Annotated in this window: 10 protein-coding genes; 7 read left to right on the top strand and 3 right to left on the bottom strand. The window is 39.7% G+C overall.

The features are described 5' to 3' along the window. The first annotated feature begins 287 nt into the window (after positions 1-287). Entirely contained in the window at positions 288-2843 is a 2556-nt protein-coding gene (locus EMK97_RS13570) for a zinc-dependent metalloprotease (RefSeq protein WP_130604489.1), read from the top strand. A gap of 144 nt (positions 2844-2987) precedes the next feature. Here EMK97_RS13570 and rpmE read toward each other — a convergent pair whose 3' ends face one another. After that, positions 2988-3200, bottom strand: coding sequence for a 50S ribosomal protein L31 (gene rpmE, locus EMK97_RS13565; protein ID WP_130604488.1), 213 nt, complete (start codon positions 3198-3200; stop codon positions 2988-2990). A 218-nt stretch (positions 3201-3418) separates the two neighbouring features. Between rpmE and priA the strand changes: the two genes are divergently transcribed. From priA to EMK97_RS13540, 5 genes are all read left to right on the top strand, one after another. After that, on the top strand, positions 3419-5683 hold the full coding sequence (priA, locus tag EMK97_RS13560; protein WP_246028790.1) for a primosomal protein N': 2265 nt from the start codon (positions 3419-3421) through the stop codon (positions 5681-5683). A 95-nt stretch (positions 5684-5778) separates the two neighbouring features. Next, positions 5779-6357: an SPOR domain-containing protein gene (locus EMK97_RS13555; RefSeq protein ID WP_130603048.1), complete on the top strand. Its 579-nt coding sequence runs from the start codon at positions 5779-5781 to the stop codon at positions 6355-6357. Between the two features lie 113 nt (positions 6358-6470). After that, positions 6471-6989, top strand: coding sequence for an ATP-dependent protease subunit HslV (gene hslV / locus EMK97_RS13550; protein WP_130603046.1), 519 nt, complete (start codon positions 6471-6473; stop codon positions 6987-6989). An 82-nt stretch (positions 6990-7071) separates the two neighbouring features. Next, positions 7072-8400, top strand: a complete 1329-nt coding sequence (gene hslU, locus EMK97_RS13545; protein ID WP_130603044.1) for an ATP-dependent protease ATPase subunit HslU — start codon at positions 7072-7074, stop codon at positions 8398-8400. A 14-nt stretch (positions 8401-8414) separates the two neighbouring features. Then, a complete protein-coding gene (locus EMK97_RS13540; RefSeq protein WP_130603042.1) occupies positions 8415-8780 on the top strand; it encodes a gamma-butyrobetaine hydroxylase family protein in 366 nt (121 codons plus the stop codon). Positions 8781-8881: 101 nt separating this feature from the next. On the opposite strand, the gene EMK97_RS13535 is transcribed toward EMK97_RS13540, so the two are convergent. Both EMK97_RS13535 and EMK97_RS13530 read right to left on the bottom strand, forming a co-directional pair. Beyond that, positions 8882-10741 carry a methyl-accepting chemotaxis protein gene (locus EMK97_RS13535; protein WP_130603040.1) on the bottom strand — a complete coding sequence of 620 codons (1860 nt, stop codon included), beginning with the start codon at positions 10739-10741 and terminating at the stop codon, positions 8882-8884. Between the two features lie 253 nt (positions 10742-10994). Next, positions 10995-12998 carry an EAL domain-containing protein gene (locus tag EMK97_RS13530; protein ID WP_130603038.1) on the bottom strand — a complete coding sequence of 668 codons (2004 nt, stop codon included), beginning with the start codon at positions 12996-12998 and terminating at the stop codon, positions 10995-10997. 220 nt (positions 12999-13218) lie between these two features. Here EMK97_RS13530 and rraA point away from each other — a divergent pair, with 220 nt between their 5' ends. Further along, positions 13219-13704, top strand: a complete 486-nt coding sequence (rraA, locus tag EMK97_RS13525; RefSeq protein ID WP_130603036.1) for a ribonuclease E activity regulator RraA — start codon at positions 13219-13221, stop codon at positions 13702-13704. Positions 13705-13718: the final 14 nt, after the last annotated feature.

The following is a 13718-nucleotide window of genomic DNA, read 5'->3' as shown; positions in this document are numbered from 1 at the left end:
TGCTGTTATTAAGTGAGATGCGCGCTGCCAAGAAAAGGTTTAAAGAAAGTGAAATAAAAGTACCGTTATTTTTCTTAAGCTAACACTCGCCTCAATACTACCTTATTTTAAAGTTTTATTAACATATTGTTACTTTTTGTAGTTTACTCTTAGCAACCGTTTTACCTACACTGAATAGGTTTTTATAAGTGAAGTATTGAATTAAACGAATACAGCGAATAAATAAAAGTAAAACCAAATAAAAGTAAAACTAAAAAATAGAATACAGAGGAAGATAGGGAACCATGATGAAATTAACTAGCCTGTCACTGGCGGTAACCATAGCGTTATCTGCAAGCCAATTAGCCATTGCTGCCGACGAGGAAAAGTCCAAGGATAAAGATAAAAAAGCCGATAAAACTATCGCACAAATGATAGAAAAGAAAACCGCCACCGAAGGTTTGTTTAACTTCTATCAAGATAAAGAAACTGGCGACACTTTAATGTTGCTCAAGGAAACACAATTAGATACACCATACCTTCACTTTGCTCACACAGTTGACGGTTTATCAGATGCAGGTCATTTTCGTGGCGGTTACCGCGGCGTTAAAGTCATTGAATTTAGACGCTACTTCGATCGTATTGATGTAGTAACAAAAACACCTCGTTACCTCTTTGATGAAAACAACCCTATCAGTAAGGCCAAAGATGCCAACATTAGTGAAGCAGTGCTTGCTAGCCTGAAAATTGAAAAAGAAGAAGACGGTCAAATTGCGTTAAAAGTAAATAAACTGTTCTTAAGTGAATCACTTCATAAAGTATCGCCTTGGGCACGAGCTAACGATAAAAATGCCAAGAAGCGCTTTAAAGTTGGCAAGATGAATAGCAAGAAGTCTCGCATCTTAAGTAAACGTGCTTACGATAACAATGTTGATGTTGTTGTTGATTATGTATTTAACAATGACAACCCAAGTGTTTACGGCTCAAGAGCGGTTTCTGATCCGCGTTCAGTATCAATAAAACTACAACACTCGTTTGTTGAATTACCTAAAGGTGATTTCACACCGCGCTTTGACGATGCTCGTGTTGGTTACTTTACTCATCAATACGACGATATGACTTCAAGCGAATGGGCACCTTATCGTGATGTTATTAAACGCTGGAATCTAGTAAAGAAAGACCCAAGTGCTGCAGTATCTGAGCCTGTTGAGCCTATTGTTTGGTGGATTGAAAATACTACCCCTCATGAATGGCGCGACACCATTAAAGAAGGTGCGTTAGCATGGAACTCAGCCTTTGAACAAGCGGGCTTTAAAAACGCGATTCAAGTTAAAGTACAGCCAGATGATGCTGATTGGGATGCCGGTGATATCAACTACAATGTGCTACGTTGGACTTCATCGCCACAGCCACGCTTTGGTGGTTACGGGCCATCATTAGCTAACCCGTTAACCGGGGAAATGCTAGGTGCCGATATTATGCTTGAATATGTATTCATGAAAAATCGTTGGATTTATAACAGCCTATACAGCCAAGGAGCTGCTAGCCTAGGTTTAAACAACGATGAACATATCAGCCCTGATGGTCAAGAACATTTTAATTGCAGCGCAGGTCATGAGTTACAACAAGGCTTCTTACTTGGTAATGCCATGTCAGCAAGTAATGACATTGAAAAGCAAGCATTATTAAAAGAAGGCTTACGCTTCTTAGTGCTTCATGAAGTAGGCCATACATTAGGCTTAAACCACAATATGAAAGCCTCTATTTTGTGGAATGAAAAAGAAATTCACGACAAGTCGGTAACTCAAGGTGTGCTAACTGGCTCGGTAATGGATTATGCGCCAATCAATGTTGCCCCTAAAGGCCAAACACAAGGGGATTACTTCCAAACTGAGCCAGGTCCTTATGATGTTTGGGCAATTCAATATGGTTATACAACGGCACTAGCAGACCCTGCACAAGAAAAACAACGCATGGAAAAACTACTTAGCCGTTCAAGTGAAAAGGCGCTAGCCTTTGGTAATGATGCCGATGATATGCGCGCACCAGGCCGCCACATTGATCCTCGCATTATGACAGGTGATTTATCTTCAAACCCAGTTGCTTATGCTGTTGATCGCATGACATTAATTGATGGCCTATTAGCAGAGCTTAAAGATAAAACCGTCCAAGAAGGTGAGTCTTACCAGCAACTACTAACTTCAGCTAACTCATTGTTTGGTCAGTATCGCCGCCAAGCACAAGTGATTTCTCGCCAAATTGGTGGTGTCTATATTGAGCGTAGTTATGTTGGTGATGGCCAGGAAACGCAACCTTACACACCTGTACCTAAAGCAAAGCAAGTTGAAGCAATGCAAGCCTTAACTCAGCATGTTTTTGCTCCAGATGTTTTATCATCAATGCAGCCGCTTTATAACTATATGCAGCATCAACGTCGTGGTTTTAACCATTATGGTAAAAACGAAGATCCTAAAGCGCATGACATGATTCTAAATATGCAAAAATCAGTATTAAGCCAAGTACTTCACAAAAATGTACTTAAGCGTATTTCTGATACTAGCTTATATGGTAATGAATACTCGTTAACGCACATGTTCAATGACTTAACCGCGGCTATTTTTGTTGATAGTAAAAAAGCAACGTCATTAAGCCATAATATTCAAATTGAATATGTAAATCGCTTAATAGCCATAGCTGGCGTCAAGGCCAAATCAAGTTACGATAACTTGGCGAAAACCGCTGCCCTTGGTCAGTTAAACAACATCTTAGATAATGCCTCATCAATGGGCTTTGGCAAGAATGACACTACCAAAGCACACGATGCCTACATTAGCTTGATGATTAACAAAGCGTTAAAAGTTTAATTATTTCGCTATCAAGCAAGTAATGATAAAGCACAGCTGTTTATTCGGCAGTGCTTTTTTATTGACTGTTACAAAGCTAAAAAAACAGAAACAAAAAAAGCGCCTATTGGCGCTTTTCTTCGTTTTATACTTTGGTTGAAGTGCTTACTTCTTACCAAGAGCACCAAAACGCTTGTTGAACTTGTCAACACGACCACCAGTCTCAGCAGCTTTTTGCTTACCTGTGTAGAACGGGTGACATTCTGAACATACATCTAAGTGGATGTCAGCAGAACGAGTTGAACGAGTTGTAATTACGTTACCACAAGAACAGTTAGCCTTGATCTCAACGTAGTTAGGGTGAATACCTTCTTTCATGGGAACCTCTATCTCTTTCGAGCATTGGGCGTATCGCCACCTAGTCACTTTTATCAGCCAATTAAATGAGCAATAAAATGCTAAGCACCATACGTAGTTAAAATTAATGGGGGCGAATAATAAATGATCACTGTTATGACTGCAACAAAAATCACCACGAAAGCTAACTTTTTTCACAAATTCTGCTTATCAACAAATTGCTACTTGGCAGCATGACCTTGAACAGTCAAAATAGCATTAATTTCAACTTAACCTTATCTGCCTATCTCGTGAGTGATTGTTATATACAAGTTGCCATTCCTGTCCCTATACGGCAGTTATTCACCTATACCCTGCCAATATCACTGCAAAGCCCAACAATAAAAGTAGGGGAACGCGTACTAGTGCCCTTTGGCAATCGTCAGGTCATTGGCATTGTTATTGACATATCACAGCAAAGTGAATTTTCAGCAGATAAAGTGAAACCTGTTTTAAACCGTTTACATGATAGCTTTCATTTAAGTAAAGACTTAGTAACGTTTTTACAGCTTTGTTCACACTATTATCATCACCCCGTTGGTGACGTCTTTCAGCAAGCCTTACCGGTATTACTAAGACAAACTGAGAAAACTGATCTGAGACCTCCTATGCTCTGGCACGCTAAACAAGCGATAGATGAGCAAGCGCAACAGATAAAACGTGACAAGCTAAGCAAAGCACCAAAGCAGTTAGCACTGTTAACCTTAATTGAAAAACACCAAGGCATAAGCTGGGCTGAGTTACGTACTCTTGGCTATAGCAAAGCACAGTTAAATGCCTTAGTAACAAAAGAGCTTATTGAAGAAAAGCAGCAAGTTTTGCAGCTATTTAACTGGCAAAGCTCAATGTTTAACCAAGATAACAAGCTAGTGCTTTCGCCTGAACAAGCTGTGGTAGTTAGCGCTATCAACCAAAGCCAAGCGCAATTTGCTTGTCATCTAATTGAAGGGGTTACTGGCAGCGGTAAAACTGAAGTTTATTTGCAAGTAATGGAGCAAACATTAGCCAGAAGTAAGCAAGTGCTGGTTATTGTGCCGGAAATTGGTTTAACCCCACAAACCTTAATACGCTTTGAACAAAGATTTAATGTACCAATTTGCCTGCACCACTCTGGCTTAAATGACAGCGAAAGATTAGATACTTGGCTAAATGCTCAGCAAGGCAACGCAGCTATTGTTATTGGTACGCGCTCAGCGGTATTTGCGCCGCTACATCAATTAGGTTTGATCATCATAGACGAAGAACATGACAGTTCATTAAAGCAGCAAGATAGTTTTCGTTATCATGGCCGCGATATTGCCATTTTAAGGGCTAGGCAGTTAAATATTCCTATTGTGCTTGGTAGCGCAACGCCTAGCTTAGAAACGCTACAAAACGCCTTGTCAGGAAAATATCACTATCACCAACTTAAAAACCGCGCAGGTAAAAGCAAGGCCGCCAAAATAGCACTGATTGATAATAATCAACAGCAAATGGAATACGGTTTATCTGGCAGTTTAAAACAAGAGATTAGCCGAACCATTGAACGTGGTGAGCAAGTATTACTATTTTTAAACCGACGAGGTTACGCTCCCGCGATAAACTGTCAAGAATGCCATTGGATAGCCGATTGCCAACGCTGTAATAAGCCATACACACTGCACCAAAAACAACAACTGCTTATTTGCCATCACTGCGGTAGCCAAAAGCGTATTCCTCCTCAGTGCCCAAGTTGTGGCAGTGTGCGTATTGCACCATTAGGTCAAGGCACTGAGCAGTTAGAGTCTCGCTTGGAAGAATTATTCCCCGAGACCAGTATAGTGCGCATTGACAGAGACAGTACCCGAAAAAAAGGCGAATTAGCAAAGCTACTGCAAGAAGTGAATGATAAAAAACATCAAATACTGGTTGGTACCCAAATGTTAGCAAAGGGACATCATTTTCCTGATGTCACCTTAGTGGCAATTCTGGATGTTGATGGCGCATTATTTAGCTTTGACTTTAGAGCCAGCGAGCATATGGCGCAACTTTTAGTCCAAGTTGCCGGCCGTTCAGGGCGTGCCAGCAAACCTGGTAAGGTACTGGTGCAGAGTAATTTTGTTGATCACCCCTTACTACAAGATTTAGTGCACAATGGTTATCAACACTTTGCTCGTCAGGCATTAACGGAACGTAAGCAAGCCTTACTGCCGCCTTTTAGCTTTCAAGCGCTCATTCGAGCAGAAGCTAACTATCCATCTTATCCGGAAAAGTTTTTACGCTCACTAACCGAGCACAGCTTTGAACAATGTGAACTGGCAGGCCCGGTACCTGCGGCCATGGAAAAAAAGGCCGGTAAATATCGTTATCACCTGATAATTCAAGCAAAATCACGTAAATACTTACACCAAGCGGTTTTATCTATATTAACACTCGCTTTACAGAATGATTTGCATAAGAAGGTTCGCTGGAGCGTGGACATTGACCCGATAGATCTTAGCTGGTAACAATTGTAACGGGAAAAAACCGATATCAACCTGTTTTTTTTATTCTACTCAGTTAAAATAACGACAACTTTGTGTCACTGTACTTTGCGTTTTTCATGCCTAATCACGATTATATTTCCCGCACACCAGCAAAAAAGAAAAAGAACTCTCGCGCTAAGAAAAAAACAGCCAATCAAGCGCCTGCTTTCAGCACTAAAAATAAAGCAATCTCAGTATTAGTCGTATTGTTACTGGCAGCATTTGCCTACGGTTTATGGGCGCTAAAGCATAACCCAGAAACTAAAAACCCCATAGTAACTACACCAGCAGTTAAAGCCTCGACCTCTAAAACGCTAGAAAAATCTAAATCGCTGCCAAAACCACCAAAAGAAAAGTGGACTTATGTTAAAGATCTAGAAAATAAAGAAGTGGAAGTAGGTAAATACGAAGTACAACAAGGTGGGCCATACAAGATGCAATGTGGCTCATTTAAAACACAAAAACAAGCTGAGGTACTAAAAGCCCGTATCGCATTTGCAGGATTAGAAGCTGTTATTCAGCCATCAACAGGCAAAAATGGCACTTGGTATAAAGTGGCTTTAGGGCCATACGCCAAAAAACGTGATGCCGAGAAAGACAAGCACAAGCTAAAACGTAATAACGTGAACTATTGTCAAATATGGTTATGGAAATAATTAGCACTTGTCCTTGAAAAGTTAACAAGACCCCCAATTAAATAATCATTAAAAGATGGATATATGGCACCTGTGTGCCTTATCCACATAGATAAATTTATTTGAGGTTTGTTGTGACTACGATAGTTTCAGTTAGACGTAATGGCAAAGTAGCCATTGGTGGCGATGGCCAAGTTTCCCTAGGTAATACAGTAATGAAAGGCAATGCACGTAAAGTGCGTCGCTTATACAATGATAAAGTACTTGCTGGCTTTGCTGGTGGCACTGCTGATGCATTTACCTTGTTTGAGCGCTTTGAAAGCAAGCTAGAGCAGCACCAAGGGCATCTTACCAAGGCAGCGGTTGAACTAGCGAAAGATTGGCGCAGTGACCGCGCCCTAAGAAAACTCGAAGCATTACTTGCCGTAGCCGATGAAACCGCATCACTTATTATTACCGGTAACGGTGATGTTGTTCAGCCTGAGCATGACTTAATAGCCATTGGCAGTGGCGGAAACTTTGCCCAATCTGCGGCGCTAGCACTACTTGAAAATACTGATTTGTCGGCGAAAGAAATTGTTGAAAAGTCACTGACTATTGCCGGCAACATTTGTGTGTTTACCAACCTAGAACACACCATCGACGAGCTATAATTGAGCTGATAAAATTATTTGTAAATAAGAATACCTTTGCTTGTATAAACAAAAATACCAGCAAATTTTGAGGAAAAAGACCATGTCAAATATGACACCACGTGAAATTGTTCATGAACTAGATACGCACATTGTTGGTCAAAGTGATGCCAAACGCGCTGTTGCCATTGCACTTCGCAACCGCTGGCGTCGAATGCAGCTTGATAAAGCACTACGCACAGAAGTTACGCCAAAAAACATTTTAATGATAGGCCCAACCGGTGTGGGTAAAACAGAAATTGCCCGCCGTTTAGCAAAACTTGCCCGTGCACCTTTTATTAAAGTTGAAGCAACTAAGTTCACTGAAGTGGGCTATGTTGGTAAAGAAGTAGAAACCATTATTCGTGACCTTGCCGATATGGCAGTGAAAATGGTCAAAGAAGATGAAATGGAGCGGGTAAAGCACTTAGCCGAAGAAGCGGCTGAAGAGCGCATTTTGGATATTTTACTGCCGCCAGCTCGTGATGGCTTTGGCAATGAAGAGCAAAGCGAAAACACCAGCACACGTCAAACTTTCCGTAAAAAACTACGTGAAGGCAAACTAGACGACAAAGAAATCGAATTAGACTTAGCCGCGCCGCAATTAGGTGTTGAAATCATGGCGCCACCGGGCATGGAAGATATGACTTCGCAGCTACAAAACATGTTCCAAAGCATGTCGAGCGATAAAACTAAAAAGCGTAAGTTGAAGATTAAAGATGCCTTTAAAGCGCTATGTGAAGAAGAAGCCGCGAAAATTGTTAACCAAGACGATATTAAGCAAAAGGCCATTGATGCCGTAGAGCAAAACGGCATTGTCTTTATTGATGAAATTGACAAAATTTGTAAGCGCGGTGACAGCTCAGGCCCGGATGTATCTCGTGAAGGTGTACAACGTGACTTACTACCATTGGTAGAAGGCTCAACAGTAAGCACTAAACACGGCATGATAAAAACAGATCATATCTTATTTGTTGCTTCAGGCGCTTTCCAAATGGCAAAGCCGTCTGATCTGATCCCTGAGTTACAAGGCCGTTTACCTATTCGTGTTGAGCTGCAAGCATTAAGCTCAGATGACTTTGTCCGTATTTTAACGGAACCATTTGCATCGTTAACCGAGCAATATACCGCGTTATTGGCTACCGAAGGTGTTCAAGTTGAATTTAGCCAAGACGGTATAAAAGCGATTGCAGAAGCCGCATTCCAAGTAAATGAAAGCACTGAAAACATTGGTGCTCGCCGTTTACACACTATGATGGAGCGTTTAGTAGAAGATCTATCCTTTAATGCCGATCAACGCCAAGGTGAAACCATTACTATCGATAAAGACTACGTTGAAAGCACTTTAAACAATGTCGTTAAAGATGAAGATTTAAGTCGCTTTATTTTATAGTTTGAGGCTAATTCATGACTATTCATAGTTTTACCATTAATTATGTCAATAGCTACGTTCAGGTTAGCTTGAGCGATGGCAACTATACTTATAACTTACCCTTTGAGTATTTAAGAGTATTTTCGCCGCAGCAGCCCAAAGCAGCGCCTAATCAAATTAGCCTAGTAACGCATAAAAAGCTGGTAAAAGTTGTTGCTATTGAAAGTGTTGGTAAACACGGCGCGAGAATTAGCTTTGATGACCAGCATCAAGCTATTTATAGTCATGACTATTTAATGCAATTAGCTCAGCAGCAAGAGGCTAATTGGCAAGAGTATCTGAGCGCTTTACAAGAAAGTGGTCACTCTCGCGAAGCCATGATTGATATTAAGCCAGTGTAGCTAAGCGACACTTTTTTAAATTAAGCACATAAAAATGCCCAGCATCGCTGGGCATTTTTTATTACTCGAATTAGTAGTGTATAGACTTCAGCTAAAGCGTTTTAAACATTAAAGCGACTTACTTCCTGATGTAACACATCTGCTTGTTGTGATAACTCTTCACTCATATGTTCATTCTGTTTAGCCGATGCGGCTGATTGCTCAGTAACATCACGAATCATAACAACATGTTCGTTCACTTCAGAAGCTACTGCGCTTTGTTGATGAATCGCCGTAGCAATAGCGCTGTTCATATCCATAATTAGCGCCACATCTTGAGTTATTTCATCTAGCATAGTACCAGTAGAGCTTGCTTGCTCAGCGCTTTCTTCACCTTGCTTACGACACGTTGCCATTAAGGTAACAATTTCTTGAGTACGGTTTTGCAATAAGCCTATGATGGTTTCTATCTCTTGAGTTGAGTCTTGCGTTCTGCTGGCAAGCGTTCTTACTTCATCGGCAACTACGGCAAAACCTCTACCCTGCTCCCCTGCACGGGCAGCTTCAATTGCGGCATTTAATGCCAGTAAGTTGGTTTGCTCAGCAATACCGCGAATAACATCAAGTACGGAGGCAATGGTAATGCTCTCTTTCTCTAGCTCTTTAACAACGTTTTCAGAATCTAGCAGTTTTTCAGATAATTGACCGATTTTATCAATTGTTTGTTCAACACCTGATTTACCTTTCTCAGCATTAGTATTGGTTACTTCCGCCTTATGAGCAGCTTCTTGGGTATTTGAAGCAATTTCTTCAACGGTTGCCACCATTTCTGTTACAGCAGTAGCGACCAAGTCTGTTTGCTGCATTTGCGTCTCAACACCTTCATTGGTATTGTAAATATTTTCAGTCAAATTACCTGTGGCGGTGTTTAATGTTTCCACAGAATTATTTACTTCAATAATTAGCTTTCTAAAGCTCACTAACATTTGGTCAAAAACAACTGCCATTTCAGCTAGCTCGTCATTACCACTTGTTTCGACTTCATGTGTTAAATCATTTGTGGCAGCAATTTTTGACATAGTCTCTTTTAAACCGCTAATACGAGATAAAATGCTTTGGCTGATAAACCAGGCTGATATCAAAGCAATAGCAAGTACTACTATAAACAAGCTATAAGCTAAGGTGCTAACAAACTGGACATCATCGATTACCGCCTGTTCACTTTTACTAATAACCGTTTTCATTTGGCTGTCAACTTGATGTACCGTTGCACGCATTTTACCTAACAGACCTGATTTAGCATCATAGCCTAGTTCTTTTTGCGCGCTCACTAAATTTAAAAAGGCGCCTTTATACGCTTGTGTTAGCTGTAATAGCTGTGCTTTATCCTCACCAGAAAAGCCACTTTGCTCAATACTGCTATTAAGTTTGTCAACATTGCCTACTAACCTATCAACGTACTTATCATCCAAACGCAACATAAAATCTTTTTCATTACGTCTTAACTGTAACATTTGGCTTAACAGCAAGTAGTCTTGATCACCAATTAAAGACTCAACATTATGTACAGCGGCTCTTAACTGGCCGTATAAACCATCTTTAGAGTGCAAACCAATGTTTTGTTGCAGAGTAACTAGCTCTTTAAAGTGGGTATCATAATCGCTAAGGATTTTCTTTAAATTGTTAAGTTCTGGCATGGTTAAGCCGACCTGAGCAAAGTCTTGCTCTAACGCATTAACATTTTGCTTTAGCGCTGCCATATTTTTCTTGAACTTATCAAAGTACTTAAGATCTTTACGTGCCAGAAAATCCTTTTCATCACGTCTAAGCTGCAATACTGAGCTTTTGATATTACCGATATCATTGGCAATGGTAATATCATGCTGCAGTGAGTTACTCTCATAGTTAAGTAACAGCAACATTAATACCATAGCCACAACTAAAATAGTGGTGTTAGCAATGAGTTTGTGTTTTATCAACATATAGCAGGACCTTTAAACAATAAAAAGAGAGTATACGAGTAACTAACCGCCTTCCTTGCGTTTGCTCCGTTACTATGTACAAAGTAGTTACTTAACTTAGTTATTATAGCTGCAATTAAGCGTTTGCAATAAATTATTTATATTAATAATATGATTAAAGTCATTGTTGCGTAAAACTTTTTTACAACACTAACAATCTAATTATCGACAAGCATTTAAATAAGTTTAGCAATAAATAACTGAACTGTTGGTATTAAGAAGGTTTGGTAAAATACTGCTGTAGCTGTTCATCTGGTATTGGCTTATTAATGTAATACCCTTGTACCGCGTCACAACCTAAATGTCTTAACACATTCAGTTGTTCTTCTGTTTCAACACCTTCAGCAAGTACGCGCTTACCTAAGCCATGCGATAGCTCAACCATAGACTTCACTATTGTTAGATCAGAATCATTACTGGCGACTTCGGTAATAAAACTGCGATCTATTTTAATTTTATCAATAGGCAGCTTACGTAAGTAGGCGAGTGAGGAGTAACCAGTACCAAAGTCATCAATAGAGACTTTAATGCCCATATTTTGCAGCTTCACTATGGTGTTCATTGCTTGCTCAATATCTGTCATCACCACATTCTCAGTAATTTCTAATTCAAGATATTTAGGTGGTAAGTTATATTCTTGTAATAGTGACTGAATATTAGTGACTAGCTGGCTATCTTGAAATTCGACCGCGGTAATATTAACGGCAACAACTATGCGTCGATGATATAATTCAAACCACTTGGCGTTATATTGGCAAGCTTTCGCTAAAATATAACGGTCAAACTCATTATGAAGCCCTATGGCTTCCATATCAGCTAAAAAGTGCACTGGCAATAACAGCCCCTTTTCAGGATGTTGCCATCGCACAAGCGCCTCAACACCTTCTAATTTATTGGTTAATAAATTAAGTTGCGGCTGAAAATACAAAACAAACTCATCATTGGCTAGGGCTGCTTTAAGCTGTTTTTCCATGATTAATAAATGTCGACCTTGTGCCTGCATACCATCTTCAAAAGCAACAGAAGCAAGGTGATTTGTTTCCGCATGATGCAAGGCTAAGTTTGCTTTTTGTAATAAATCTTCAGCATTGCTTGCATGCTCAGGATAAAAGCAATAACCAACACTGGCTTGAATATGAATATCTTGCTGGTTATAGATAAAGGCTTTATTGATTAATTCATGAATATGTTTGGTCGCTCTATCCACGTGAGATAACTGCTCAAACTCCATGACAAACATAAAGGAGTCACCACTTAATCTACCAACCGCTTGCGGTAAAAAAACACTATTGGTTAGTCTGTTAGCGATTTCTCCAAGAATATAATCACCCACTTTTAAACCATAGGTATCATTAATAAATTTAAATTGTTTTATATCGATTAAAAAAACCGCTAATTTAGTGCGAGCTTTCAAGGTAGTCACCATAACTTCAGAAAGCCGCGCCATAACCTGCTCTCTGTTTAACGCACCGGTTAATGAGTCATGCTTACCAAGGTATTGTGCTCGATTAATGGCATTAATAGCCGCAAACCTTTCAGCCCCCTGCATCCATACCAATAAAATAAAACCAAGCACAATTTGTGCGGCAACATCAAAGTAAAGTAGCACTTGCTCTAGCTGCCTGAACCATTGCTCAGTGAGGGCTAAAATAGATAAAAATGAATGCGACAAATATCTCAAGCCAATAACAAGCGCAAAGCACAATAATAAGGTGCTAGAAAAATGGCGTTTTTTATCAACAGCAAGAAAAAAAGATAAACCAATAAAACAGCAACCAAAAATAAAGCTTGGCAAACTCACCGTTAAATAAAAGTGATTAAAGGTTTGTTGATCATCAAAAGCATACAGACTCGATGTCATAACAGTAAAAGCAGCTAAGCTGAGTATCGCTATAACAAACTGGCTAATGCTAGGTTTAAAGTTGCTTCGAGCATTATAAATACCCACGAATAAGAAAAGTAGCGCAACAAACTGAGTTAATTTAAAACTTGCTGATACAACCAGCTGTGAAACTGCATTGGAAAACTCGCTAGAAATAAGCGGGGTGAGTGCTATAACATAATAACCTAGCGTTATCGAAGTTAAGCCCAACAGCCAATACTTTACATAGCGGCGCTCGAAGGTACGATAGTACATGTAAAAGATAAATGACAACACTGAGAAAGCTATTGCTTGAGTAAGAAACAACATAGCTTTTGGCTGTAACAACTCTGTCATACAAATATGTTAACTATCGATAAGGTTGTACAACTATTAAAGAGTTTTTTGTATTTAAATACAAGTATTAACTGAATATTTACTTAGCAACCTCACAAACAAATCACTAAATAACAATTCAAATCAAGCTCAGCTTAGAGTGATGATATTAATGGTTTTATTTTATCGACAACTCTATATACTGAAAGGTGACAATTTATCGCCAACTAAGAGAAAAACCATGCAATATAATACTTCTGAGCTCTGTGATCTTTATGCTGATCTTGTTGATGTTGTAGACCCTATATTTAGCAATTATGGTGGCCGCAGTTCTTTTGGCGGCAAAGTAGTCACTTTAAAGTGCTTTGAAAGCTTAGGTTTGATTGAGCAAATTATTGCTGCTGACGGCACAGGCAAGGTATTGGTTATCGACGGTGGCGGTTCAACTAGACGAGCAATTATCGACAGCAAAATTGCACAAGCTGCCGAATCCAATGGCTGGGAAGGCATTATATGCTATGGCAGTGTCAGAGATGTAGATGCCCTTGAAGATATAGATATAGGTATTCAAGCCCTAGTTTCTATCCCTGTAGGTGCTAACGATCAAGATATTGGTGATGCCGATGTTGCCATTAATTTTGCTGGCGTAACTATATTACCTGACGATCATATTTATGCCGATAACACAGGCATTATATTATCTCCTGATGCGTTAGATATCGAATAGCAGCGTCAGCTTTA

Source organism: Litorilituus sediminis, from assembly GCF_004295665.1.
GTDB lineage: Bacteria > Pseudomonadota > Gammaproteobacteria > Enterobacterales > Alteromonadaceae > Colwellia > Colwellia sediminis.
This window is presented reverse-complemented; position numbering and strand designations above follow the sequence as displayed.

What these genes read in the sequence shown, in the direction of transcription:
- EMK97_RS13570 (WP_130604489.1), top strand. Translation starts at nt 288, where the DNA reads ATGAAATTAACTAGCCTGTCACTGGCGGTAACCATAGCGTTATCTGCA.
- rpmE (WP_130604488.1), bottom strand. Translation starts at nt 3,200, where the DNA reads ATGAAAGAAGGTATTCACCCTAACTACGTTGAGATCAAGGCTAACTGT.
- EMK97_RS13555 (WP_130603048.1), top strand. Translation starts at nt 5,779, where the DNA reads ATGCCTAATCACGATTATATTTCCCGCACACCAGCAAAAAAGAAAAAG.
- hslU (WP_130603044.1), top strand. Translation starts at nt 7,072, where the DNA reads ATGTCAAATATGACACCACGTGAAATTGTTCATGAACTAGATACGCAC.
- EMK97_RS13540 (WP_130603042.1), top strand. Translation starts at nt 8,415, where the DNA reads ATGACTATTCATAGTTTTACCATTAATTATGTCAATAGCTACGTTCAG.
- EMK97_RS13535 (WP_130603040.1), bottom strand. Translation starts at nt 10,741, where the DNA reads ATGTTGATAAAACACAAACTCATTGCTAACACCACTATTTTAGTTGTG.
- EMK97_RS13530 (WP_130603038.1), bottom strand. Translation starts at nt 12,998, where the DNA reads ATGACAGAGTTGTTACAGCCAAAAGCTATGTTGTTTCTTACTCAAGCA.
- rraA (WP_130603036.1), top strand. Translation starts at nt 13,219, where the DNA reads ATGCAATATAATACTTCTGAGCTCTGTGATCTTTATGCTGATCTTGTT.